The 25,581-nt window shown below is 56.1% G+C and carries 23 protein-coding genes and 1 rRNA gene; 8 read left to right on the forward strand and 16 right to left on the reverse strand.

Annotated features, from left to right (window positions below; all coding sequences use genetic code 11):
- Positions 1–2: 2 nt before the first annotated feature.
- Complete coding sequence (gene pknB / locus L6990_RS05575) at positions 3–1,982, forward strand: Stk1 family PASTA domain-containing Ser/Thr kinase (RefSeq protein ID WP_237203074.1); 1,980 nt, start codon at positions 3–5, stop codon at positions 1,980–1,982.
- A gap of 92 nt (positions 1,983–2,074) precedes the next feature.
- On the opposite strand, the gene L6990_RS05580 is transcribed toward pknB, so the two are convergent.
- The 3 genes from L6990_RS05580 to L6990_RS05590 form a co-directional block, all read right to left on the reverse strand.
- Entirely contained in the window at positions 2,075–2,710 is a 636-nt protein-coding gene (locus tag L6990_RS05580) for an aminodeoxychorismate/anthranilate synthase component II (RefSeq protein ID WP_237203075.1), read from the reverse strand.
- Between the two features lie 62 nt (positions 2,711–2,772).
- On the reverse strand, positions 2,773–2,940 hold the full coding sequence (locus tag L6990_RS05585) for a hypothetical protein (RefSeq protein ID WP_237203076.1): 168 nt from the start codon (positions 2,938–2,940) through the stop codon (positions 2,773–2,775).
- A 55-nt stretch (positions 2,941–2,995) separates the two neighbouring features.
- Positions 2,996–3,778 carry a class E sortase gene (locus L6990_RS05590; RefSeq protein WP_237203077.1) on the reverse strand — a complete coding sequence of 261 codons (783 nt, stop codon included), beginning with the start codon at positions 3,776–3,778 and terminating at the stop codon, positions 2,996–2,998.
- Between the two features lie 128 nt (positions 3,779–3,906).
- Here L6990_RS05590 and L6990_RS05595 point away from each other — a divergent pair, with 128 nt between their 5' ends.
- Entirely contained in the window at positions 3,907–4,182 is a 276-nt protein-coding gene (locus L6990_RS05595; protein WP_237203078.1) for a cell division protein CrgA, read from the forward strand.
- A gap of 10 nt (positions 4,183–4,192) precedes the next feature.
- Positions 4,193–4,378, forward strand: a complete 186-nt coding sequence (locus L6990_RS05600) for a hypothetical protein (RefSeq protein ID WP_237203079.1) — start codon at positions 4,193–4,195, stop codon at positions 4,376–4,378.
- Positions 4,379–4,401: 23 nt separating this feature from the next.
- Here L6990_RS05600 and L6990_RS05605 read toward each other — a convergent pair whose 3' ends face one another.
- The 4 genes from L6990_RS05605 to L6990_RS05620 form a co-directional block, all read right to left on the reverse strand.
- Positions 4,402–4,785, reverse strand: coding sequence for a hypothetical protein (locus L6990_RS05605; RefSeq protein WP_237203080.1), 384 nt, complete (start codon positions 4,783–4,785; stop codon positions 4,402–4,404).
- Positions 4,730–5,221, reverse strand: a complete 492-nt coding sequence (locus L6990_RS05610) for a hypothetical protein (RefSeq protein WP_237203081.1) — start codon at positions 5,219–5,221, stop codon at positions 4,730–4,732. Before L6990_RS05610 ends, L6990_RS05605 begins: the two co-directional genes overlap by 56 nt.
- A gap of 129 nt (positions 5,222–5,350) precedes the next feature.
- The gene (locus L6990_RS05615) at positions 5,351–5,890 is read right to left on the reverse strand and encodes a YceI family protein (protein WP_237203082.1); all 540 of its coding nucleotides are present in this window, start codon (positions 5,888–5,890) and stop codon (positions 5,351–5,353) included.
- Positions 5,891–5,982: 92 nt separating this feature from the next.
- A complete protein-coding gene (locus tag L6990_RS05620) occupies positions 5,983–6,897 on the reverse strand; it encodes a LysR family transcriptional regulator ArgP (protein ID WP_237203083.1) in 915 nt (304 codons plus the stop codon).
- A 70-nt stretch (positions 6,898–6,967) separates the two neighbouring features.
- Between L6990_RS05620 and L6990_RS05625 the strand changes: the two genes are divergently transcribed.
- Complete coding sequence (locus tag L6990_RS05625) at positions 6,968–7,588, forward strand: LysE/ArgO family amino acid transporter (protein WP_237203084.1); 621 nt, start codon at positions 6,968–6,970, stop codon at positions 7,586–7,588.
- A gap of 1,258 nt (positions 7,589–8,846) precedes the next feature.
- Here L6990_RS05625 and L6990_RS05630 read toward each other — a convergent pair.
- The 7 genes from L6990_RS05630 to L6990_RS05660 all read right to left on the reverse strand — a co-directional run bounded on the left by L6990_RS05630 (position 8,847) and on the right by L6990_RS05660 (position 18,039).
- Positions 8,847–9,758, reverse strand: coding sequence for an aldose epimerase family protein (locus tag L6990_RS05630; protein ID WP_237203085.1), 912 nt, complete (start codon positions 9,756–9,758; stop codon positions 8,847–8,849).
- A 2-nt stretch (positions 9,759–9,760) separates the two neighbouring features.
- Complete coding sequence (locus L6990_RS05635; protein ID WP_237203086.1) at positions 9,761–11,248, reverse strand: glycoside hydrolase family 32 protein; 1,488 nt, start codon at positions 11,246–11,248, stop codon at positions 9,761–9,763.
- 109 nt (positions 11,249–11,357) lie between these two features.
- Positions 11,358–12,503: an ABC transporter ATP-binding protein gene (locus tag L6990_RS05640; protein WP_237203087.1), complete on the reverse strand. Its 1,146-nt coding sequence runs from the start codon at positions 12,501–12,503 to the stop codon at positions 11,358–11,360.
- 32 nt (positions 12,504–12,535) lie between these two features.
- Positions 12,536–13,906 (reverse strand): ABC transporter substrate-binding protein, encoded by a 1,371-nt coding sequence (locus L6990_RS05645; RefSeq protein WP_237203088.1) that lies wholly within the window; start codon positions 13,904–13,906, stop codon positions 12,536–12,538.
- Between the two features lie 10 nt (positions 13,907–13,916).
- Entirely contained in the window at positions 13,917–14,864 is a 948-nt protein-coding gene (locus tag L6990_RS05650; protein WP_237203089.1) for a carbohydrate ABC transporter permease, read from the reverse strand.
- A 4-nt stretch (positions 14,865–14,868) separates the two neighbouring features.
- Positions 14,869–15,795, reverse strand: coding sequence for a carbohydrate ABC transporter permease (locus L6990_RS05655; protein ID WP_237203090.1), 927 nt, complete (start codon positions 15,793–15,795; stop codon positions 14,869–14,871).
- Between the two features lie 36 nt (positions 15,796–15,831).
- Entirely contained in the window at positions 15,832–18,039 is a 2,208-nt protein-coding gene (locus L6990_RS05660) for an alpha-galactosidase (RefSeq protein ID WP_237203091.1), read from the reverse strand.
- 296 nt (positions 18,040–18,335) lie between these two features.
- Here L6990_RS05660 and L6990_RS05665 point away from each other — a divergent pair, with 296 nt between their 5' ends.
- From L6990_RS05665 to L6990_RS05680, 4 genes are read left to right on the forward strand one after another with little or no spacing between them, the layout of a single operon-like run.
- The gene (locus tag L6990_RS05665; RefSeq protein ID WP_237203092.1) at positions 18,336–19,112 is read left to right on the forward strand and encodes a DeoR/GlpR family DNA-binding transcription regulator; all 777 of its coding nucleotides are present in this window, start codon (positions 18,336–18,338) and stop codon (positions 19,110–19,112) included.
- Positions 19,113–19,114: 2 nt separating this feature from the next.
- Positions 19,115–20,239 (forward strand): galactose-1-phosphate uridylyltransferase, encoded by a 1,125-nt coding sequence (galT, locus tag L6990_RS05670; protein ID WP_237203093.1) that lies wholly within the window; start codon positions 19,115–19,117, stop codon positions 20,237–20,239.
- Positions 20,236–21,558, forward strand: a complete 1,323-nt coding sequence (galK, locus tag L6990_RS05675) for a galactokinase (protein ID WP_237203094.1) — start codon at positions 20,236–20,238, stop codon at positions 21,556–21,558. Before galT ends, galK begins: the two co-directional genes overlap by 4 nt.
- Positions 21,559–21,587: 29 nt before the next feature.
- A complete protein-coding gene (locus L6990_RS05680) occupies positions 21,588–24,737 on the forward strand; it encodes a glycoside hydrolase family 2 TIM barrel-domain containing protein (RefSeq protein ID WP_237203095.1) in 3,150 nt (1,049 codons plus the stop codon).
- Positions 24,738–24,739: 2 nt separating this feature from the next.
- Here L6990_RS05680 and L6990_RS05685 read toward each other — a convergent pair whose 3' ends face one another.
- Both L6990_RS05685 and L6990_RS05690 read right to left on the reverse strand, forming a co-directional pair.
- Positions 24,740–25,273, reverse strand: a complete 534-nt coding sequence (locus tag L6990_RS05685) for a hypothetical protein (protein ID WP_237203096.1) — start codon at positions 25,271–25,273, stop codon at positions 24,740–24,742.
- A 180-nt stretch (positions 25,274–25,453) separates the two neighbouring features.
- Positions 25,454–25,581, reverse strand: a 23S ribosomal RNA gene (locus L6990_RS05690); the annotation flags it as partial.

Raw genomic sequence — 25,581 nt, forward strand, 5'->3', positions numbered from 1 at the left:
ACATGGACCAGCAGGTTCCCACAACAATCGATGAGCGCTATGAAGTTGGCTCTGTTATTGGCTCGGGCGCGATGGCAACTGTCTATGAGGCGGTTGATACCCGGTTGGGCCGCAAGGTTGCTTTGAAGGTTCTGCGTGCTGAGCACGCCCAGGATGCGATTTTTCGCGCTCGTTTCCAGCGGGAAGCTGAGGCTGTAGCAGCTCTGAATCACCACTCCATTGTGGGTGTGTACGATACCGGAGCATTTGAGACTACTGCCGGCAGCTCTACTGTTTCGGTACCTTTCATGGTCATGGAACTGGTGCAAGGAACAACCCTGCGAGAGCTTTTGGCGCAAGGAGCCATCAGCCAGGCTGATGCAATCAGCTATGGCGTCCAGATTCTAGAGGCTTTGGAATACAGCCACGGCGCAGGCATCATCCACCGCGACATTAAGCCTGCCAACGTTATGGTGCTCCCCCAGACGCCTGAGGATATTTCCCTCGGCGATCCGGGGCAGGTTAAGGTCATGGACTTTGGTATCGCGAGAGCTGCCGAGGAGGCAGGTGAGACGCTGACCAAGGCTAATACTGTGATGGGAACAGCTCGTTACATCTCCCCCGAGCAGGCACGCGGTGAGGCTGTAGATGCCCGTAGCGACGTGTACTCTGCTGCTTGCGTTATCTACGAGATGCTAGCTGGGCGTTCCCCATTTGATGCACCCACCAATGTAGAACTGGCGGGTAAGCACCTGAGCGAAGTGCCACAGCCTCCGAGTGCCTTTGCGGATGACATAACACCCGCTCTGGATCGCGTGATTTTGAAGGGTCTGAGCAAAAACACTTCCGACCGTTATCAGAGTGCGGCGCAGTTCAGGGACAACCTCAAGGATGCCGCTTCAGGAATATCAACAGCTGGGGTTGATGATGATCCCACCGAAGCAACCACGGCATTTGCAGCTGCTGGCTCAGGTGCCGGTGCTGTTGCAGCCGGGGCGGTAGCTACCGGGCGTAACCGTGAAACTGAGGACGCCGGTCTTGGTAGTTTCTTTGACTCAGCACAGGCAGAGTACACCGATGAGGAGCTCTATGGGTACGGCTATGGGCAGGACCCAGAGACCGCCCGCAAGAAGCGTCGTCGCAGTGCCTGGGGTAAGGCTCTGACTACCCTGCTGATTCTTTTGCTCGCAGCTTTCGGTATCGGCTCAGTGCTTTACTACAACGCCAAGCTCAACGAAGTTGAGAAACATATGGTTCCTGCGGTGCAGGGAATGACTCAGGCTGAGGCAGAGACTACCCTGCGCAACCTGAATTTTACTTTGAAATTTGAAGAGGAACATTCGGACGAGATTGAAAAGGGTAAGGTCATCAAGACTTCACCCGCGACCGGTCTAGAGGCTGAGGAAGGTACCCAAATCACGTTAACCGTTTCCTCCGGTCCTTCTATGATTGCTGTGCCCAGTGACCTTGAGGGGCAGAGCGAGCAGTATGTCCGTGAGGCTCTTGCTGAGGCCGGTTTTGTGGGTGGACGCACCACCACGGTCAATAGCGCCACTGTGCCTAATGGCATGGTTGTGGGGGTTACCCCAGCATCTGGTGAGATGGCTCCCGCCGGGTCCACCGTGGATATAGTGCTGTCGAACGGCAAGGTTGTAGTTCCCGGCCTCGTCGGCCTCACCCGTGATCAGGCAATTGCCGCCCTCACCGGCCCAGACACCTTGCTCAGCACCAATATTGAGAATGTCACTACTGCTTCTCAACCTGCGGGAACGGTCATCTCCCAGAGTGCGGCCGCAGGAACTCTCATCGAGCAGGGATCCACGGTGACCATCCGCGTGGCGGTGGCACCTGCGCCCACGGTTGCACCTCCGGCTCCGCCCAGGCCCTCAGCCAGCGCTCAGCCCACCCAGGCACCCAGCAGCCAGCCTGCGGAGCCTCGAGAGGACGCTGACCGCCCCTCCCCTGAGCCTTCCAACACTGGTGATCGAGCAGAAGACCGATAGCCGGTAAGCGCATAAAGGCCCGCCCTCGTATACGAGGGCGGGCCTTATTTTTTGGTAAAGCGTACGTTCAGACGCAGAGACTAGAGCAGCTGTTAGGAGGTAATGAGCGGCGAGAGCTGAGCTCCACGGTCTGCGGCTCCTTCTAATCCCACCTCTTCTAGCCAGTTACCCAGCATCAGGTAGCCGCCTTCGGTAAGCACAGATTCGGGGTGGAATTGCACACCGTGCAGGGGAGCAGTTTTATGGCGCAGCCCCATAATGATTCCGTTGTCTGTCTGTGCGGTGACCGCAAGTTCTGCAGGAAGGGTAGCGGGTTCAACCGCTAGGGAATGGTAGCGGGTAGCAGTAAAAGGGCTGTGCAAATCTTTGAAGACAGATTCACCCTCGTGCGTTACTGACGAGGTTTTGCCGTGCATTAGCTCAGGAGCGTGGGCTACTACTCCGCCAAAAGCCTCTGCAATAGCCTGGTGGCCCAGGCAGACACCCAGCAGGGGTTTTTGGAAGCTTTCAGCCCACCGGATGACGTCGATGATAACGCCGGCTTCAGCGGGGTTGCCTGGTCCGGGGGAAACGAGCACACCGTCATGGGTCTTTGCGAGTGCGATAGTCTCTTCGAGGTTAAGTTCATCGTTACGGATGACCGTGGTTTCAGCGCCTAGTTGCTGTAGGTAGCCCACCAGGGTGAAAACGAAGCTGTCGTAGTTATCGATGACAAGAATTTTGGTCATGGGTGTGGCCCTTTCGTTCTGACCCGATTTTATCGCATGCTACAAAGCGTCAGGTGCTGAATCTAGTGCCCCTGGTCGATGGTGACATCTGTATTGAAGGGGCTGTACTGCTCGAAATGGGGGAAGGCGTATTCCATCAGGGCATAGATGACCACCAGCAGAAGCGTGATAGCTACGATGATGCGAAGCCACAGTGGGCCGGGCAGGTGGCGGAAGATCCATCCGTACATAAGGAAACTCCAAGATTGTATAGCTGTTGTGGCATGTTCTTTGCCGAGTGAATTTCTAGAGGGTGGTATTGGCGATTTCTTCGGGTGCACCTGCTTGGTTGGGTTGCCAACCCGCAAATTCTGCGTGCACGATATACCTCTCAGTATCTCCGTAGCGGGGGTGGCAGCTGGTGAGGGTGAGGAGTCGTCGGGTAGCTTCGGACGCCGGGGTGTCAGGATTATCGGGGTTAGGGGAAATGACCTCCACCTGGTGCGGTAGCACGATGGTAGATTCATAGACCTTGTAGGTGTAGTACCCCTGGGCTGTCCTCACATAGATAGCATCGCCGGGCTGTAGTTCATCGATACGGTCTAGCACTGCTCCGTTGGTTTGGCGGTGGCCTGCGAGCGCTAGGTTGCCGTATTCGCCGGGTAGCTGGGTGCCAGGGTATCTGCCGAGACCGAGGGTGTCGAGCACGTCGGTGCCCACTCCTTCAGCGAGAGGGCGGGCGTAATCTTCACCTAGACGGGGTATGTAGACCACCCCGTAAACTTCTCCATACGACGGCGCCTGGGTGACAGGAGGTGTGAGCGGGTCGTACGTTTCAGCGTGTTCCGGTGCCGAGTTCTCAGAGGAGGGGGCATTTTTTGCTCCTTGTTCCGCATCAAATTCTTGCACTAGAGACTGCACTGCATCTTTTTGAGCACTGTTAGCGGCGATGTTGGTCCACCAGAGTTGCCAGGCGACGAAGAGGATGAGGATGCAACCCAGGGTAATGAGTAGTTCACCAAAAATTTGCACAGCCCACTGAAGGGGGGTTCGAGATACCCTGGAGGAGGTTGGGCGGTTGGCGGCCATAGAGGGAACTTTCAGTGACGTTAGGCGGGTTACTGTCCAATGGTAGAACTTTCTCAGCTCTAGACGTTAAAATCGAGTCTATACATTTACATAAATATTCGGGGTGATGTGCCCCAGCTGGAGGAATAGTGGCTGATTCAAAGTCGATTCGCGATGAGGACTTAAGTGAGGCTGAGCTCCGCCGAGTTGCTGAGTCGATGTACAGTGACGATGAGTTCCCCTCCCCCACGCCTCTTTGGTACCGGGTCATCATGTTTACTCTTATGATTCTTGGTGTGCTGTGGATTGTTACTTTTTACATTACTCAGAGCACTTTGCCGGTAGCCGCTTTGGGTAACTGGAACATTGGTATCGGTGTTGGGCTGATTATGGTGGGCCTGATTATGACTACCCGCTGGCGCTAAGGTTTTTACTGTGTCTGAGCAGAAACCAGAGACCACTAATCCGGCTAATTTGGCGCCTGTGGATCCTACCGAGAAGTTTGCTGACCGTAAGGACATCAAGGCGGCTAAATTTGAGACTAAGTTGCGACGCTGGGCCCTGCTAGGAGTCGTAGCAGCGATTGCTATCTACTTTGTGTGGCAGTCCTTTGCCAGCTAGAAGCTGCAAGCCGGGCACCTCCCTTATTTCGGGGCGGGTGCCCGGTTTTTCCTTGCCCGAAAGAGTGCAACCATGCCGGTCATGACCAGTAGTTCGACCAGGGTTTGAGTGACTACGGCGATGGGCATGAGGGTAGCGCCCGGTGTGCCGGCACTCTGGGCTAGGGCACTGAGCCCCAGCACGATGGGGAGTACTACCAGGGCATTACGGGTAACGGTGGAGAAGGTGAGAGCGAGACGGTCTGGGTGCGCGGCAGGACGCAGCAGGTAGCGTGAGCCCCACCAGGCGAGGACGCCGGTGAGCAGGGCAAAGACCGCGTAAACGGGGACCAGCAGGGCAAGGGAGGCCCACTCACCGGCAAGGCTGTGGGTATGGGCTGCTGTTGTTAGAAACAGGACCGCCAGCATGAGTGGCACCATGCCTGCCTCTGCGTACTCTTGTGCTCGGTGCGCCGTCGTCCGGAAGCCCTGTAGTACCCAGGCGAGCAGCAGAGGCACCAGCACCACTGCCAGGGCAAGCAAGGCAGGGTGCCAGCAGCACCAGGGCAGCCGTAAAGAGTAGGGCATCGGGTGCCGGGGTTGCAATCAGGAGAAGGGCAATAATCGCAGGAACCAGTAGAAAGTTAAGTACCAGCAGACCGGATAAAAAACCGCGCGGAGGCTTTTCAGTAGCAGCCTGCTTCAGCGGAATACTGAGAAAGGTTGCCAGAAGCAGGGCAGCAAGTGCGGGGCTCACCAACGGTTCAGTCAGCACCGGCACGTCCTGTAAAAAGGACACCGCGGCACCTGCCACCAAAGCGAGCAGGTAGAGCGCTACCTGGTGTTTTTCTAGCAAATCTGCCACGCAGAGCTCCTTCCTTGATACTTCTAGCCCAGCATACAGCTCAGCCCCTCACCGCTTGAGGAAAGCGGGAAGGGGCTGAGGTGGCGCAGCGGTTGCTGCTACCTTCAGCGTTATGTGAACGCTGGGAGGTTAGTTCTGGGGGGCGGTAAAGGCTACATCGAGGTTGATGGCGACCTTATCTGAGACCAGGACGCCACCGGCTTCGATGGCGGCATTCCAGGTCATGCCGAAGTCCTTACGGGAGATGGTTGCGGTAACTGAAGCACCTGCGCGGGTGACGCCGAAGGCATCTACCACTGCACCTGCGAATTCGCCAGAGAAGGTGACGGGGCGGGTGACGCCCTTGATGGTGAGGTCACCTGTCAGGGTGAGGTCTTCACCGTCCAGTTCAAAGGATGTGGAGGTGAAGGTCATCTCTGAAGTTTCTTCGGTACCGAAGAAATCACCGCTCTTGAGATGGCCATCGCGGTCTGCGTTACCGGTGTTGACAGAGGTGGTCTGCACGGTTGCTGTGACGCTTGATTCTGAGATGTTCTCTGCGATGGTTAGGTTCGCGGTGGCCTCTTCAAAGATGCCGTGTACCTTGGTGATTCCTGCGTGGCGTACGGTGAAACCGATGTCCGAGTGCGCGGGATCAAAATTCCAGGTGCCTGCGGTTAGCTCTGCCATGTTCTTCTGCCTTTCGTAAGGTGGTTACTTCAACAAGTAATACTTTACTTGTAAAGTTTCCTCCCTGCAAGCCTCCAGCGGAAAAAATTTCCTTACCTCAACCCTCCCCCGCGCTGTGCCGCGTCATAGACCTTCTCACTCAGGCGCTGCAGGACCGGGGAACTAATATTCCAGTGCTGCCAATAGAGCGGAACATCAATGGGCTCTTCCGTCAGCTCAACCAAATCATCAGACTCTAGAGCATCCAAACACTGAGCTTCCGGCACAATCCCCCAAGCAATTCCAGCCAAAACTGCGCGAGCATAATCAGGGGAGCTAGGAATGTAGATTCTCGGCGGTACACCCAGGGCACTTAAATCAATACCAAAACGCTGCGCTATCAGATCACGGGCAGAAGACAGCCCAAAGTCTTTACGGTCAAACTCAACCACAGGAGCTAGTGCCAGTTCATCAGCAGTCACCCTGGGGTAGTGGGGAAAGTAGGTGCGCACATACTGGCCCGAAGCTACTACGTGGTAGCGCATCTCCCCCAGCTTCTCTACCGAGCAGCCAGGTATTGATTCGGGGCGAGAAGTCAACGCTGCCATCACCTCACCCGAACGCAGTAAAGCTGACGAATGGAATTCGCCCTCACGGCGGACGTCGCAAAAAATTTTATCCTGCGCGGCTAACTCACCTACTGCGGCGAGGAACCAGGTAGCCAGAGAGTCGGCATTGACCGCCACTGCCACACTCTGAGCAGCGCCGCCGCCACCCAGCTCTCGCTCCATCTCACCGTGCAAGAACTCGCTCTGCCGGGCAATGCGCAATACACTCTGACCTGATTCTGTGGGGGCAACGGGGTTAGTGCGCTTCAGGAGCACCCTGCCAGCTAACTGCTCCATCGCCTTAATACGCTGGGATACCGCTGACGCACTCACACCCAAAATATCGGCTGCAGCATCGAAGGTGCCATATTCAATCACGGTGACGAAAGTATGCAACTGGTCGGTGGTAAAACGCATCATAAGAACATCTTATGTTATTGAAGTTTCATTAGATAGATTTATTGATGTTAGGCGAGTACGGTAGTACCTCGTGACTACTGAAATGATTCCCCCCATCCTACTGGGCGCGACCACAGGCCTTTCCCTTATTGTCGCTATCGGTGCTCAGAACGCCTATATTCTGCGCCAGGGGATCATCGGAAAATTTGTCTGGCCCATCGCTATCTTTTGCATTCTTTCGGACGCCCTACTCATTGGGCTGGGAGTCTTTGGCATCGGTAAACTCGTGGAGTCTGCTGCCTGGGTCCTAGAGGTACTTCGCTGGGGCGGAGGGGTTTTCCTTATCTGTTACGGCCTCCTAGCAGCCAAACGCGCTCTAAAGCCGAGCGCAATGACTGTAGTCACCGGCCAGGATGGTCCTACAACTGTAGGCAAGGCACTGCTTATCGCCGCAGCCATGACCTACCTCAACCCTCACGCCTATCTGGATACTATCGTCCTACTGGGCGGTATCGCCAACCAGCAGGGGGAGAACCGCTGGATTTTCTATGCTGGCACCCTAATTGGTTCCACGCTCTGGTTCTGCCTGCTGGCTAGTTGCAGTCGCTTCCTGCGCCCTATCTTCGCTAATCCCCGCGCCTGGCGTATTTTGGATGCTGCTATTGCCGCCCTTATGTTCTTCCTCGCCTACAAGGTCATGTTCGGCAGCTAGATAGATATTCCTTAAGATGACTGTCTGCCTCACTTCTTTAATAATGGGCATTAGGAACTCATCACTGTATCTAACGTCCGAGCTGGTCTGAGCCACAAAGTTGAGGGCAGCAAAAGCCCCTAGCACCATAGAGACTTTTACCAGTACAGCACTGACCGGTAACTCTAGACCCGCAAAAGCCACGTTAGGTGCACGGTGTTCTAGCCAGCTAGTCACTGTTGTATCAGGGATGGCGATAGTGCCGAACCATATAAAGAAAAGACAGACCAGCACACCAAAGACCAGAGCTTGAATGGCCTGCACCAGGGTTGGTAGAAGACTGAGGTTGTTCCATTCGCCCATGCTAAAGACAGGTGGCTCAGCCAGCTTCTGCTGAGGTGCAGTTGCAAGTGCCTCTTCCCAGCGGACGCCTGCCTTACTGGCAGCGTCCGTGTATTGCTCTACGCTGAACCGTTCTACCAATTCTCCATGACGAGCACCAATGAGACGTTTAGTCTTTTCCACGACCGTGGAAATAGTAACCAGCAGACTAAGGACGACCAGCACCATCACTACCTTCCAAGCGCCTTCAAAGCTTAGGGCATCAGCAACTCTCCAGATATCACCGTTCACAAAGAAGAAGAGAACCGCAATCATCAGAACCGGTAGCACCTTAGAAACCATGGCCGCCAAGGATCCCAACTCTCTATAGCTAGCCTTAAGGACCCAGTAGAGCAGGGTATCAGCCCCTAGAAAGACCAGAGCAATCAGCCCCAGACACACCAAAAGTGCCAGCCAGAAGTTGGAGAGTAAGATACCACCGGGCACCCCTAAAAGAGTACCGGCAGTGGGTGACAGAGCAAAGGAAGTGAGGGGCAGCAGAAGGGCTGCAAGCAGGTTGCTAATCCAGAATGGTGCTGTGCTTAGCCTTCTAGAAAGAACCCAGGGTAAAGGTAACAGCAACAGGGGTAGTAAGAAAGCTGTTATGAGGCTGTAAAAGAAGAAAATGTCATCCGGAATATCCACATGAGTCACGTCCTGCAGACTAAAGCTACCTGCCTCAACACGCAGCAAGAGAGACCAAACCAGGGTATACATCACGGCTACCGCTGCAAGCCAGGCGAAGAGGGGGGCGGAGCGAGCAAAGGCTACCTTTGCCCGTATTACTCGAGGCACCAGTAAGGGAGCCCCTGCTTCTCTAAACCATGTATGGGCCCAGTGCGTATAACCTCGTGAAGACATAGATATAAGTCTATGACGCCTCGGGATCTCAGCGGTTTTATAATGCCCTCAGCGACCAAGTTAGCCTATGCTGTTGCCCGGGCACCAACCGCTCTAGATCTCTGCCTGTGGCAAAGGCGTTTGCGGGGGCGCTCATTGGCTCAACAGCAACACCTCGTCGGGATGGTCCGTCAGTGTAAACCTGCACCCATTTAGCCCCTTCCCCCAGCGTCAGCAGAGTTCCGCCGTCGGAGCCGCGGAGAGTCACGGTTGCACCCCTAAGACCACCAAAACCATGGTCAAGACTCACGCCGGCAAGCGGGCGCTCCACACAGAAATCAAGGGCGCTGCCAGCAACCGGGTGCTCCGCTACAGGAATCATTTGGTGGTCAGTTTCCAGGTAGCGGGTAGCGGGCAGTTCAAGACTCCACCTATCAATCACACCCTCTGTCTCAGCCTGTCCTTCAGCAAGCAAATAGTGATGGAAACCCGCAGCATAGGGGGCCAGAGTTTTACCCCTATTCTGCGCGGTAAGCACAACATGGAGCCCCTCCCGGGTAAGGGTGTAGATCAGTTCCAGGGAGAGGCTAAAGGGGTAGCCGGGTTGCGGGTAAAGGTACAAACTGCAGGTAAGCTGCTGGCCGCCATCCACCTCTACTGGTTCACCCAGATGCCAGGGCACCCAGGCCACTAGCCCGTGGCTGGCATTTCCCAGCTTGGGCTCGGTCAGGGGCAGGTGCTGTTCACCCTCAAAGTTATATACGCCATCAGCTATACGGTTAGGCCAGGGGGCTAAAATTGATCCTCGGTACCCCTCCCTCAGCCCTGGCCCTACCGACAGGACGAGATCACGGCCGCAGGGGGCAAGCAGGCGGTTAAGGTTTGCCCCAACCTCAGAAATCTGAGCGGTGTAGCCACCTCCGGTCAGGGTTACCAGGGCGCCGTGGACGGGGCTAAAATCGGTGGTCATAACTACCTCTCCGTCGGGTCTTCCCAGATACCGTCCAAGGTGTGAACCTTGAGGGCTTCAACAGCAATTGAACCAGATTCGCTGGTGAGCACTAGGGAGCGTGCACCTGCAGCAGGGAAGGTGAGAGAACTTACCGATTCCAACCCGCCGTTAATAAAGACCTCAACCGAACCTCTATCGACCAGCACGCGCAGGCTCAGCTTCTGCCCACCGGGATAGGGCGCGGCGCGGTAGCCCCGATCACCGTAACCGGCGAGTCTGCGATCAACAAAGATGCAGGAGACAAAGCTGTCATAGCCCACCAGCACTCGGTTCCCGGCAGCGGTCTTCATAAGTTCCAGGCATACCCGCTCGGAGCCTGTTGCCGACAGGTCCACTTCAAGTTCAATATCGTAGGTATCGCTGTCTTGCAGCAAAACCAAATCCTCATTTGCTCCCAGGGTAAAGCTGCCAAAATCGTGGGTTTCCTGCCGCAGCTGCTCCAGCTCAGCCAGGGGGTAGTTGGTCAGCTTCAGATCCTCAGTAAGTCTGAGCTCCCGGGGCACAGTTAGCTGCCCGCTCCACCCGTCCCCTTCGGTATGGCTAGCGGTAGGAATACCAAAAGAGCCCATCCACCCAAAGATGGCGGGGCGACGGTCCTTGGTTTCAAAAGTTTGAGGGGCATAAAAATTATGGCCCCAATCAATCTGGCGGTAATCGGTGAACGCTTCAAAGGCTTCGCCCGGTGCCCACTGGCCAACCACGTAGCCGGCGTTATGGGTGTTTCGGTTTCGGTAGCCGACAGGGGCAGGGCGCTCGGGGCAGAAGGCAAGCACCCAGTGGCCGTTCAGTTCAAACAAATCCGGGCATTCGAGCATAAAGACATCATCACGCGGGTCCTCATAAAGAACCCGGTCAAACTCCCAGGTCAACATATCGGGCGATGTATAGAGATGCACCTGCCCGCGACCGTTCTCGCCTGTAGCGCCAAGAACCATATACCAGGTATTTTCATAGGAAAAGACCTTGGGGTCGCGAAAGTTTTCAAGCCCGTTTTCGGCAATAATGGTACCCTTTTTATCAAAAACAGAACCGTCATCCGATGTAGCAAGACACTGCACCTGTACATTGCCTTCATCGCGGTTTTCAGGGTTCTTCCAGCGGTTACCTGTGTAGTAAACGTAAAGCTTCCCGTCAGCGCCCGTCACTGCTGAGCCCGAATACACCCCGCCTGAATCCTCCGCCAGGGAGGGGGCAAGGGCAAGTGGGTGGCGCTTCCAGGTCACTAGATTCTCTGATGAGACATGCCCCCAGTGCATCGGCCCCCACGCTGTGGAGTAGGGGTGATGTTGGAAGAAAGCATGGTAACGCCCCCTAAAGAAGCTCAGACCGTTAGGGTCATTAATCCACCCGGCAGGGGCAGCAAGGTGAAAGCCAGGGTACCAGCGATCATTGCGGCTCTCACGCAGGGCAGCATTGGCGATTTGGGCAGCGGCTAGTTTCTTGTGCACGGGGATGCTCTCTTTCATTGACTAGGGCAAAGATAAGGACGCCGCCCCGCGCAGCCTACCAGCCGGGCGGGGCGGGTGAGCTAGCGGAGCGGCGTCCATAGGTAGTCGACTAGCTCCAGGGAGTATTCTGCTCGTCGCTGGTTGCTGCCTCATCCAGGTTTACGCCGGTTCCCGCATCGAAGAAGTGCAGACGGCCCGAGGGGGAAATCCAGAGCTGGTCGTACTGCTTGATGGAACTACGGCCACCCACACGCAGGATAACTTGAGCAGGCCTCTCTTCGCTGGTGGTGTTGAGCTTGACCTCTGATGAGAGACCGAGAGAGGCGTAAACGAAGGCGTCTGCACCCAGCTCCTCCACCAGATCTACGTGGACCACAATACCTTCGCCTTCAGCACCGATAGAGAGATCCTCAGGGCGCACACCGATACTCACGGTGTCACCGGTCAGGCGGGAACGCTGTGCCTCCGATAGGGGGATCACGGTATTACCCAGGTGGGCACCGGCTGCATCAACCTTGCAGCGGAAGAGGTTCATGGAGGGGGAGCCAATGAAGCCGGCAACGAATTCGTTAGCAGGGTAGTCATAGAGACGGGCAGGTGAGTCTACCTGCTGCAGCAAACCATCCTTGAGCACGGCCACGCGATCCCCCATGGTCATGGCTTCTGTCTGGTCGTGGGTGACGTAAACGGTGGTGGCACCCAGCTGGCGGGTTAGCTCTGAAATCTGGGTACGGGTCTGCACGCGCAGTTTTGCATCCAGGTTTGAGAGCGGTTCGTCCATGAGGAAGGCCCGGGGCTCACGCACGATAGCGCGGCCCATGGCCACGCGCTGGCGCTGACCGCCTGAAAGCGCCTTGGGCTTGCGGTCCAGGTACTGGGTGAGGTCAAGCAGCTTAGCGGCTTCTTCAACGCGGCGGTTGATTTTGTCCTTGGGGTACTTGGCGACCTTAAGGGAGAAGGCAATGTTCTCACGCACGGTCATATGCGGGTAAAGCGCATAGTTCTGAAAGACCATGGCGATATCGCGGTCCTTGGGGGCGATGTGGGTGACGTCCCGCCCGCCGATGGTGATGGAGCCGTCGGTGACGTCCTCAAGACCGGCGATCATACGCAGGGTGGTGGATTTGCCGCAGCCTGATGGGCCAACAAGTACCAGGAACTCGCCCTCTTTGATATCGAGGTTAAGGTTGGACACCGAGGCACGCTCAGCACCGGGGTAGTGGCAGGTTACGTTTTCAAGGGTGACGCCTGACATGGTGCGTCCTTTCTAAATCTTGGGGGCTGACCTTAGTCAGCAGAGGTCTCAAAGAGTACGTTGATAGAGTCATTCACCGCGGAGAGGGTGGACGCCGGCTTACGGTTAGCGTAGATATCCTCAAATGCCGGGGTGGTAAGCGCTGCGATATCTGCACCGTAGTCAGTAATCGGGAAGTAGACCACGTCGTTACGGGTTACAGGGTCACTGAAGGCTGTGGTGTCCAGGCCCAGCTTGGCGTATGCCTCTGTAGCAATAGGGGTGGCGTCCTTACGGGCGGGGAATACCACGCCCTGCTCACCAATGACGCTCTGGCACTGCTCAGTTGCCATAAAGGCCACCCACTCGGCAGCGCCCTCCGGGTCATCGGTATTGACGTTGATGGAATCCGCAAGGCCGTTCATCATGGTCTTGGAAGCACCGGTGTCGGTGTTGACGGGGAACTCAGCCAGCCCAACCTCAAAGTCAGCTTTGGCGTAGGTGGTGATCATCCAGGAGCCGTTGAAAGTGATAGCCGCCTTGCTGGAGGTCAGCTGGGGCGCTGCACCCTCTGACTGGGGGAAGACGCCGAAAGCGGGCATGTAGCCTTTATCAACCAACCCAAAGTACCAGTCAATAGCACCCTGGAAGGCCGGATCATCAAGATTGTAATGGTCGCCCCAGACAGGACGATTGGTTACTTCCCAGCCTGTGGCAGCAGCAAAACCAGACCACTGCCCCTGGCCAAAGGTGGAGCCACCGGATTCAGAGACGCCCAAACCATAGACGGCAACCTTGGTCTTATCAAAGCCGGGTTCATCACCTCGCACACCGTTTTCATCGATGGTCAGGTGAGCAATAATTTTTTCAAAGGAGCCACCGTCTGCGGTGTTGTACCCCCAGCCTGCCAGATCTTCGGCAGTGTAGCCGGCATCCTCAATCATTTCCATGTTGTAGAAGGCGGCGATGGTGTCCCAGTCCTTGGGCATACCGTAGAGGTTGCCGTCCTCACCTGTCCAGATTTCAGCAAGCCCTTCCTGGAAGTCATCGCTATTGACGGCGGCAGTTGCCTCAATTTCGTTGAGGGGTTTGATGACCTCAAGATTGACATACTGGGCGTACTTCGATGCATGGTTGGTGAACACATCCGGGCCCTGGTCAGCGATGAAACCGGCGGTGAGCTTCTGCCAGTAGTCATCCCAGCCATACTGGGTGATTGCAACCTTCTTGCCGGTCTGTTCTTCAAACATGTCAGCGCACTGCTGGTAGCCGGGAATCTGCCCGGTGTCCCAGAGCCAGTAGTCGATAGCGCCGGCAGTAGTACCCTCACCGCCGTCGGACGGCGCACAGCCACTCAATGCCAGCATGGCAGTTGCCGAGAGGACGAGCGCTCCACGGAATTTAGGGAATCGTTTGAAAGCCATTGTTCGATCCTTACTTGAGGCCGTTGAAGCCGATGGAGTTGACGATGCGCTTTGCGAAGATAGCAAAGAGGATGATCATGGGCAGGGCTGCGATGAGGGTTGCTGCCATGAGACCTGCCCAGTCGGTGCCGAGCTGGGGTGACTGGGCACGGAAGACGCCGAGAGCAACGGTAAGCACGCGGGAGTTATCGGTGTAGGACACCATAAGCGGCCAGAAGTAGTCGTTCCAGGCGGCAATGTAGGTGAGGATGCCCAGGGTTGCCATGGGTGCCTGCGCCATGGGCAGGATGACCTTGAAGAAGATCCCGATACGGGAGATACCGTCGAGCAGGGCAGCTTCTTCAATTTCGCGGGGGATGTTCATGAAGAACTGGCGTAGGAAGAAGACCGCGAAGGGGGTCATGAACATGGTGGGCAGAGCAATACCGAAGATGGAGTCAATGAGGCCCAGCTCTTTGATGAGCACAAAGTTGGGTAGCAGGGTAAAGATGGATGGCACCATGAGACCAGCAAGGAAGGCTACGTAGACGATGTTGCTGCCGCGGAATTTGAGGCGGGCAAAGGCGTAGGCTGCCATTGCTGAGAAGAAGAGCTGCCCTGCGGTGACCAGTGTCGCCAGCATGGTGGAGTTCAGAATGTAACGCCAGAAATTCATGTCGGTGACGGCGCCACCTTCAGCGATAGCCTCTTCTGCACTCTGCATACCAAAGACTCGTTCAAAACCACCGGTGGAGAACTCCGGAGGGAGGGGGTTTGCCGGGTCTAGGTAGAGAGATGAGTTGGTTGAGAGCGCGGTGCGCAGCATCCAGTAGAAGGGCAGCAGGGTGACCAGCATGATGATGACCATAGCGGTCCAGGCAAGGATTTTGCCCCAGGGGGACTTCTTGCGGAACTCGGGTTCGGGCGCGGGGGCCGGTTCAGACTGAACGGGTGCACGGTTAGTGGTTTGGCTGCTCATGGTCTTAGTCCAAATCTGTGTCGTTGGCGCGGGTGAGCTTGAACTGAATGATGGTGATGATACCCAAGACAATTAGCAGAGCTACCGACATTGCTGAGGCGTAACCGAACTGGAAACGGCCGAAGGCAAGGTCGTAAATGTACATCTGCAGTACGTTGGTGGCGTTTGCGGGGCCACCGCCGGTTGTCACTGCCACGGTATCGAAGACCTGGAAGGAGCCGATAATGGTCATAATCAGCACCAGCGCCAGGATGGGGCGCAGTAGGGGCATGGTGATGGAGAAGAAAATGCGGGTTTCACTCGCACCGTCCATGCGGGCTGCTTCGTAAACGGATTCGGGCAGGGTCTGCAAACCAGCAAAGATGAGCAGGGCGGTGTAGCCCATATGCCGCCAGACGTTAATCATGGCGATGGTGGGAATTGCCCAGAATTCGTCGGTGAGGAAGCCAATTTTGCCAATGCCGATCCATTCAAGGAACTGGTTAAAGACACCGAACTGGGCATCTAGAATCCAGAGCCAGACAATTGCGGCAACCACGTTAGAGACAAGATAAGGCGAGAGCACTACCGAACGCACAAAGGTGGACTTGGTGAGTCGGTGCATGAGCACAGCAATCAGCAGCGCCATGATGGTCTGAATACCAATGTTAAGCACCACATAGAGCACGGTGACCCGCATGGAGCCCCAGAAAATGGGGTCCTGGAACATGCGCTCATAGTTAGAGAGCCCCACAAACTTGGCAGGAGTCAGCAGGTTATATTCGGTAAAGCTCAACCAAATACCGCGCAGGGTGGGCCACAGGTAGAAGACCACATATCCGAATGCGGCAGGAGCAAGGAAGAGCCAGGGCAGCCAAGGCTGCTGTGCTTTGATGCGGCGCCGCTTAGCGGGGCGGCTCGCAGATCGGGGGCCGGTGGCCGTTGTACTCATGGTGTACCTCTAAAGGGTGTGTATTAATTAGGAGTTTTAGAGAGCTGCAAGGTGCAGAATCCGGGACGATTCGGGCCAGAGGCCGGGTAAGAAGAGACCGGCGGTGGCAAGCGCCCTACCGCTAACCCTGATGGGTTCTTCGGTCGGCCAGACGGGCGAGGGGCGGAAGCCGGTGTGGGCGTCCGCATGCCCGGGGGTTACGTCCCTGATTTCATAGATGGTCTCGGGATCAAGGCCACCCAGACGGAACTTGCCCACGGGGTTGGTCTCTGCGAAGTCCAGCTGGTTAATCCCAAAGAGGGCCTCACGACGATCTGCAGAAACCACGCCGTGAACACCAACTGCCTTATCAAAGAGGTCCATACGCACGATGTCACCGCTGTGCAACAGGGCGCGGTGCTTCTTATGGAAGGCAATCCATTCAGCGAGTTCGGCAAATTCTTCAGAAGAAGCTTCGGTGAGGTCCCATTCCACACCCAAGTGCCCCCAGAATGCTGTAGCAGCACGGAAGTGAAGAGTGTGCGTGCGACCAGTTGTGTGAGAGCTACCCGAGGCGATGTGAGAGCCCATAAGCTCGGGTACGATGAGCTGCTGAGTGTAGCGGTGCATCTGCTGACGCTCTAGCGGGTCGATGCAGTCGCTGGTCCACACGCGGTCTGTGCGCTGTAGGACTTCAAGGTCTACGCGGGCACCGCCCGAGGCACAGGCTTCAATTTCTAGACCGGGGAAGTTTTCTTTGAGCTCTTCCATCAGGCGGTAGGCTACAAGGGTCTGGGCGTGAACACCGGGGGCGCCGGTTGCGGGGTTACCTGCCTCTACCAGGTGACGGTTGTGGTCCCACTTGATGTATTTGATGCCAGGGTTTTCGGTGAGAACGGCAACCATCTGGTCCCGCACATGGGCGTAGGCGTCGGGGATGGTCAGGTTCATGACCTGCTGGCTACGGATGGTCACAGGCTGGCGACCGGCAGGTGCCATAATCCATTCAGGGTGGTCGCGGGCAACGTCAGAATCAGGGTTCACCATTTCGGGTTCAAACCAAAGCCCAAACTCCATACCGAGATTTTCCACGTGCTCAATGATGGGGGTCAGACCCTTGGGCCACATATCGGGTGAAACAGTCCAGTCGCCTAGTCCGGATGTGTCGTCGCGGCGGGAACCAAACCAGCCATCATCCAGCACGTAACGTTCAATGCCTAGCTCCGCAGCCTTATCAGCAAGGTCTTTGAGGCGGTCAAGATTGTGATCAAAGTAGACAGCTTCCCAGACATTGAGGGTCACGGGGCGCTGACGCTGGGGGTGGATCTCACGCGAGCGCAACCAGCGGTGGATACGCGCGGCTTGGGCATCCTGCCCGTCACCGTAGGCGGCATAAACCCAGACACCGGTATAACTTTCACCTTCCTCTAGCACCGCTTCGCCGGGGAGAAGAACCTCAGATCCACCGATCACAGCAACTCCGGTGTAGGCGCGTTCTGCCCAGGAACGGTGATTGCCAGAGAAAGCGGTGTGAACACCCCAAACTTCTCCGCTCTCAAAACCAAAACCAGGAACGCCAGCAGTAAGCAGGGTAGCGGCATCCGCACCGGTGCGCCCCTTGCGAGATTCACGCAGGTGAGCGCCCACGGTCAAGGGCATGCGCTGGGGAACGCGTTCCTTGCCCCAGTGACCGGCAAGATCAAAGAGTTCACGAGCGTTCGAGGGAAGAGGGTAAACAATGCCCAGTTCGCGCACCTCGTAGGCGCCCTGGCCAATGTTAGTAAGAGTGGCACGGGAGCGGATGAGGCCGCTGGGGAACAGTTCCAAGATGATGGTTACGCTCACCCCGGCATCGGTGTCCACGGTGGTAAATTCTAGGGTTCCAGCACCGCCGCTGAGTAGGTTTTCGGTCTGCTCGGCACCCTCTAGGGTGGCGGTAATGCCGGTAATTTTGAGTTTGGTGGTCCATCCGGCTCCATTCACGCGCCCACCGTCGATGGCGGGACGGCCGTGCCAGCCTGCCTCGTGCGTGGCGAGCAGGTTCATTCGGGTGGGTCGCTCCTGGTCGTTAATTGCGATGTGCTGGATGTGGCCAAGCGCTAGAGTAGTGGCTTCATCTGCGGAGGTGGGACCCAAATCTGCACCCCAGTGGATAACGGCAGGTAGCTCGCCTTCGGTGATATCGAGTAGCAGGGACACCCCAGCAGCTCGCAGGTGGAGCTGACTCAGGTGTGCGGGGTCGAGCTGGAGGGGGGTGGGTGTCATGGGATGCTCCTGCTAGTTGGGACTGAAACACTTCGGCAAAACCGTTCAATGTTCATTTGTGTTTATTTTTGAAAGTCTACCGAGTTTTTTGTTCTACGTCACTATCTCTTCCTTATTTTTTATTTTCTATTGTTTTGACAAGTAAGAATACAAAGGAATTATGGGTGCCGCAAATGTCTACACTGTCTCTAACCGGCTGGAAAGCAAACAAAAAAATCTCAATCACTGTTCATAAATGTTATATTCTGTGCATAATGGGTGGTGAGGTAGAAGATATAAGAAACCGGAGGTGACAGGTGCTCCCCCAGCAACGCAAGAAGCACATACTGCGCGAAGTTCAGCAGCGAGGTAGCGCCCAAGTACAGGAACTGGCAGAAGCCCTCGGCGTTTCATCTATGACCGTGCGCCGTGACCTAGCAGAACTAGAAGACCAGGGTTTACTCTCCCGAACACACGGCGGTGCTGTACCCACTCCGTCCTCCCTAGAGCCAACCTTTGCAGAAAAAATGACCCTACATGCGGACGCAAAAACTGCCATAGCACTCAGTGCCCTGCAGTTTGTGCAGGATGGTCAATCCCTGGGCTTCACTGCCGGGACCACCTGTACCCGCATAGCCCAAGAAATAGCCGCCAGTGGCACGTTCCGAAACCTCACCATCGTGACCAATTCTCTGTCTGTAGCTCATGAGTTCTACCGCACGGCAGATACCGGAGCGCACGGGCACCGGGTGGTTCTTACTGGAGGCGAGCATACCCCCTCGGATGCACTCGTAGGCGCGGTTGCCGATGCCACCCTTGAAAAGCTCAGTCTTGACTTGCTCTTTATGGGCGCTCATGGCGGAAGCACTAAGGGATTGACCTCCCCCAACCTTAACGAGGCACGTACCAACGAGACCTTCATGAAGAGCGCAGATACCGTGGTCGCGGTTTTTGACCACAGTAAGTGGGGCACCCCCGGCCTAGCACGCTTTGCCAACTGGTCCGACATCGATATCGCCATTACTTCCTCCGGTATCTCACCGGAGATACACACACTTCTCACCGAATCCGTTGAAAGGCTGGTGGTCGCTTAGTTATGGGCGAGGTACAAGTAAAAATTTCTCGCAGCACCCTAGCGGACGGTCGTGAAATCATCTTTTTTGACGACTCTGAACCCTACCTCTCTGGTGCTAAACAGCGCGGCGCCAAAGACCTGCGTCCACTGGATGAGCGCACTCTGCCCCCTCAGGAGTCAGCATCAATCCGCATCGATCCTCTCACCGGGGACTTTGTGACGCTGGCTGCTCACCGCATGAACCGTACCTTCCTGCCCCCGGCAGATGAAGATCCTCTTGCTCCAGCTGGTGTAGGCAGCGTACCCGGTGAAATTCCCGAGACCGAGTACGATGTGGTGGTCTTTGAAAACCGCTTCCCCTCCCTGCAGGGCCCTCTTGCCCTGGTCAACGGTGACCCTCTCAATTTTGAGACCACTCCTGCCGGTCGCTGTGAGGTTGTTAGCTTCACTCAGGATCATGAGGGTTCCTTCGGCACTCTGGGCTTTAAACGGGCCCGCACTGTAGTGGAGGCATGGGCGCACCGCACCGCTGAGCTTTCAGAGTTGGACGGTGTAAAGCAGGTAGTACCCTTTGAAAATAGGGGTGAAGAAATTGGGGTAACCCTGCACCACCCCCACGGTCAGATTTACGCTTTCTCCTACCTGCCGCCTTACACCGCTGCCCTGGTACGACGAGCGGATGATTGGGCAAAAGAGCAGGGCACTGACCTGCTGGAGTCAGTACTGGCATCTGAGCTAGAGGCAGGCGTGCGCATTGTGCGCGAGACCGATCACTGGGTAGTTTATGTACCCTTTGCGGCTAAGTGGCCGGTGGAGTTTATGGTGATGCCGCGCCGGGCAGCCGCCGATTTCGCGGCCCTTACCTCCGCCGAGAAAAATGATTTGACCGAAGTCTATCTCGACATGCTTACTCGCCTCGACCGTTTCTTTGAAGGAGTCGAGAAGACTCCCTACATTGCTGCCTGGGTGCAGAAGCCCCTGATCGATGGTCAGAATATCTCGCGGATGTTCCTCCACGTCTTCTCGTTGCTCCGCGCGCCAGGAAAGCTAAAGTACCTCGCCGGAGCCGAGTCCGCTATGGGTGCATGGATTAATGACACCACCCCCGAACGTATTGCTACACGTTTTAAGGAGCTGGGAGCATGACCCCCGTCTGGAAGAAAACCCCTAAGCCCACCGAGCTAATCGACAGGGTAACCCAGGCTTTCAGGCTGGCATTTGGCTACGAGCCGACGGCGGTCTATTCCGCGCCAGGACGTGTGAACTTACTGGGCGAGCATATCGACTATTCCGGTGGTACTGTGTTGCCCTTTGCCTTACCCCAGAGAACCTATCTAGCTGTTACTCCCCGCCAGGATAGGCTCTTGCGTGCTGTAACAGCACAGGGCGACGCTGGGGCTTCAGCATCCTCTTCCCCCCGTGAAATAGAACTGGGTGCGATAGCTCCGGGTGCAGTTGAAGGTTGGCTTGCCTACGTCGCAGGAGTTCCTTGGGCAATGGCTCAAGAGGGGCTGGTAAGCCGCGATGAGCTGCCTGGAGCCGATATTGCCATTGATTCCTCAGTACCGCTGGGGGCTGGGCTATCCTCGTCTGCTGCACTGGAGTGCTCTACCGCCCTAGCCTTTGACGCTTTTGCGGCAGCTAATACTGGCAGGGAACCTCTGTCTGCGAGTGATACAGGCAGGACACAGCTTGCTATCGCCTGCATTCGGGCGGAAAACGAAATAGCCGGAGCTAACACCGGTGGGATGGATCAGTCCATCTCTCTGCGCGCTCATCAGGGGTCAGTTCTTGCCATTGACTGCCGCGATTTTTCAACACGCCCGCTCACGGTAGACGTTGACCGCGCCGGTCTTGCCCTGTTGGTTATGGACACCCGCGCCCACCACAATCTGTCAGACGGCCAGTATGCTAAACGACGAGCAGCCTGCGATTTCACCGCAGATACACTGGGGCTTACCACCCTGCGTGACTACTTTGAAAGCACCCCTACCTTGGCTGAAGCGCATCAGCTGGTAGCTCGCTGGGAAGAACAGGTTACAGCGGGCATGGTTGACCTACCACCCCAGACCGATCTGCCGACCGCCCGAGCTGCCCTACGGCATGCCTTGACCGAAATTGCCCGGGTTGAGGAGTGTCTGGCGCTCTTTAGCACAGCAGAAACCACCGAGCAGACCTGGGCACAGCTAGGGGATCTGCTCAATGCTTCGCACGATTCTTTGCGCGATGACTACCGGGTTTCCTGCGATGAGCTAGACCTGGCTGTCAACGCCGCCCGAGCTGCTGGAGCCCTGGGGGCACGTATGACAGGCGGTGGCTTTGGTGGGTCAGCTATCGCCCTGGTATCTCAAGAGCTGGTACCCACCGTCGCAGAAGCTGTAGCATCCGCCTACGAACGCGCAGGCTTTAACCACCCCGAATTCCTGCTGGCAAGCCCCGCAGCCTCAGCAGCTCAGGACCGCTAGATACCGCCTCGGCTCCGAAAGGCAAACTCGTGTTCATCCCTCGTCATTTTGAAAATCTGGAGGTCCTCCACGAGGGCACCCTAGCACCCCACGCTTACTACATACCAGCATCCGCGAACGCTCAACTCAGTGCCCGTGACCTGGTGTACAACCGCGAGCGTTCAGATAGGTTTACCTGCCTGAACGGCACCTGGGTTTTCCAGCTTTTTGATAGCCCTTACGAGGTTCCCGAGGGATTTTTCGCGGTGGACTACCTCTTGGACGGTTTTACCGACTTACCGGTACCCAGCGTCTGGCAGAATCACGGGTTTGATAGCCACCAGTACACTAATATTCGTTATCCCTTCCCCATTGACCCGCCCTTCGTGCCGCATGCTAACCCGGCCGGTGCCTACATCCGAGATTTTATCTACACCCCTGTGGCAGAAGCACCCCGGGCCCACCTCAATTTTGAGGGTGTGGACTCATGTTTTTATGTCTGGGTAAACGGCACCTATGTGGGCTACAGTCAGGTTTCGCACGCAACCGCTGAGTTTGATGTCACCGAGCATCTGGTAGAGGGTAGCAACCGTTTGGCTGTGCTGGTGCTTAAATGGTGCGATGGGAGCTACCTAGAGGATCAGGATAAGTTCCGCACCTCCGGGATTTTCCGCGACGTCTACCTTCTGCATTGCCCCGAGAAAGCACTGCAGGACTTCTTTATTACCTCGCAACTAACCGGCCTTCAGGCGGGGCAGGCTGAGGGTGCTACCGTGCACATTGATGCCGTACTGAGCGGCGAAGTGTCCACCAGCGTGAGACTACAGGACGCCGCAGGGCAGGTTCTTACCAGTGGTCAGCTAACCGCTGGGTCAGCGAGGGAGGGCTACACCCACTCGGTGGAACTCAAGGTTTCTGAACCCCACTTGTGGACACCAGAAACCCCCTATCTCTATGAGCTAACGCTAGACACCGAGCACGAAAGAATTGCCGATCGGGTTGGTCTGCGCCAGGTGAGCCTGGAAGATTCGGTGGTTAAACTCAATGATCTTCCCTTTAAAATCCGTGGGGTAAATCGCCACGATTCAGACCCCTATACAGGCCCTACTGTTAACATTCAGCAGGTCAAACGTGATTTTGAGATGATGCTGGCGCACAACGTCAATGCTGTGCGCACCAGCCACTACCCCGGTTCCCCTTACCTCTACCAGCTGGCAGACGAGATGGGCCTGATGGTCATGGCTGAGGCTGATAACGAAAGCCACGGGCACGAACTTAAATATTTACGCGACGAGTCCTACACTCACAAGGTTGAGCACTGGAATGAGTTAGTCTCGGACAACCCCGCTTTTGTTACCGCTACTTTGGACCGTATGCAGCTATGCGTTCAGCGCGAGAAGAACCGCCCCTCCATCCTTTTCTGGTCAGCAGGTAATGAGGGGAGCTACGGGGTTACTTTTGAGACGGCTCTGCACTGGGTCAAGAGCTTTGACCCAACTCGTCTGACCCACTACGAAGGTGTCTTTAATGCCGGTAGCCGCCGCACCTATGACTTCTCCCCCCTCGACATCTACGGGCGCATGTACCCCTCCCTGGAGCATATCCGCGGCTATCTTGCAGGAGAGTTAGCGGCAACTACAGCCACCGGCGGGCAGGAAGGCGCAGGGCTTTTGGGCAAGCCCTGCCTGCTCATGGAGTACTGCCACGCTATGGGCAACGGCCCAGGAGATCTTGCGGACTACCAGCAGATCATTGACGAAAGCCCGCGCATGATGGGCGGTTTCATCTGGGAGTGGACTGACCACGCTATCTATAAGGGTGCAGACGCCGCTGGGCGCAAAATTTTCTTCTACGGCGGGGACCATGGTGAGGGTATCCACGACGGGAATTTCTGTATGGATGGTCTGGTCTACCCTGACCGCACACCACACACCGGCTTGCTGGAAGCTAAGCAGGTATTCCGTCCCCTGCGGATTACCCATAGCCCCGAACGCGGCGAAATCACCGTACTCAATAATCTGAACTTTAGCGATGCCTCCGATCGGTTTACTCTGCGCTACACCGTGGAGGTCAACGGCAGCGAAACAGAAACAGGCACCCTACCCTTGCCGCCCCTAGCACCTGGGCAGAGTGCAATCCTGCCCTTCACGCCGGCGGTACAAGTAGAGTCCGGGGCTGTCTATGTACGCGTAAGCACCGAGCTCACCGCTGACTACGCCCCAGCCGGTGAGGTGCTTTTACCCGCCGGGTATCTACTGGGTTTTGATGAGGGCAACTGGGGCACCGGGATGTTCACCCTGCCAGCGACCAATCCCACCGGTGGCGGGGAAATTACGGTAGCTGAGACAGAAACCGCTCTAACCCTGAGCGGAAGTAGCTTTACCTACGTGTTCAACCGTCTCACGGGTACCTTTAGCTCCATGGTCTTTGGAGGGCTAAGCCTGTTAGAGAAGCCTATGGACTTACAGATCTGGCGCGCCCCCACCGACAATGATATGTACATTCGTGCTGAGTGGCAGCGGGCCCATCTGGATCAGGCCTATACTCGCACCTATTCGTCAAGCTGGCAGCAGGTAGAAGAAGGTGGGGTACTCATTACTGCTCACCTGGGTCTAGTCGCCTGCACCGTCCAGCGTATTCTGACTGTGAACGCCATCTGGAAGGTAAGTACAGGTGGGCAAGTTGAGGTAGAGCTAGCAGTAGTCAAGGACCCCGAGTTCCCATCACTCCCCCGCTTTGGCCTAAGGCTCTTTTTGCCCCAAGTCATGGAGGCAGTGCGTTACTTTGGGCTAGGCCCGCACGAAAACTACATTGATAAGCGTCAGAGCACCTGGCACGGGCTGTTCGAGAACACTGTGGAGGGTTTGCACGAGGACTACATCATGCCACAGGAAAACGGGGCTCACTCCGATACCCGTTTCTTGGAGATCAGCGGTGGTGGGCTTGCTCTGACCGTGACCGGTGAGCGGGTCGGGCAGAGCGAGGGTTTTTCTTTTAACGCCTCCCCTTTTAGCGCTGAAGAGCTAACTCGTGCAGTGCGTAACGTGGATCTGTGCCCAGCTGGGGCGAGCGTGCTATCCCTGGACTACCAGCAGAACGGTATCGGCTCCAATAGCTGTGGCCCCGAGCTGCTCCCCCAGTATCGCTTCAATGCCACCAAGTTTATGCTAAAGCTCACCTTAAACCCGGCGCTTCTCTAACCTCAAAGCTCCTCTACCTTCACTGCTTGCGTTTTTCCCATAAAACGGGCGAAAGCAGAAAGTATATGCTCAGCAAGACCTCTTGCAGGTTCTCCCGCAAGACCAAGTTCAGCATCTGCTGATATCTCTCTGGGAGCAAGGATGCCCGTACTTACCTCAACGATGGAGGGTAGTGTAGCGTCACCAATATCGAAGGTGAAACTGAGCCCATTAGGGAAAGCAGCATGGAGATCAGGTGCAGTCTCTTCGTGGAATCGCAAGGCTACTACATCACCCGGTACATAGTGCACTGTCTGCCCTAATAGGGTACTCTCGCCATCCTCATTCTGTTCCAGCAGATACTCTGAGCTTATTTCTATGTGGCTAGTAGGTTCTTGACGCAGCTGCTGAGGCCACCACAGGTGAGTGTAAGCAGTAAAGCCCTGCCAAATCTCTTCAAAAGGTAAGGATAGTTCGGCAAACACAGCATGGGTTTGGTGTTCTGTAGCAGGTAGCGTCGCCGTCTCTGCCTTAGGTTGATGTGAGAAGAGGTCCATGATTTCAGCTTACCTTCCCGGTTTCTAGTCCAAGAACACTTAAATGCATACAAAAAAAGCGAGAGGTTCTAGAGTTTTCACTCTAGAACCTCTCGCTTTTAAGCAGCCTATAAGAGCTGTTATCTCAAAACCATACAGTGGACGCAAACACCAACAAACAATCAGCCAACACCAAGAAAAAAATGTAAGCCTTCGGACTATTAGTACCAGTCAACTCCACAGGAATTCCCCGCGTCCATACCTGGCCTATCAACCCCATCATCTATAGGGATCCTCACACACCCAAATGGTGCTAGGAAATCTCATCT

Origin of the sequence: Rothia endophytica (genome assembly GCF_928381505.1) — a bacterium.
In the GTDB taxonomy this organism is placed as follows: Bacteria; Actinomycetota; Actinomycetes; order Actinomycetales; family Micrococcaceae; genus Rothia; species Rothia endophytica_A.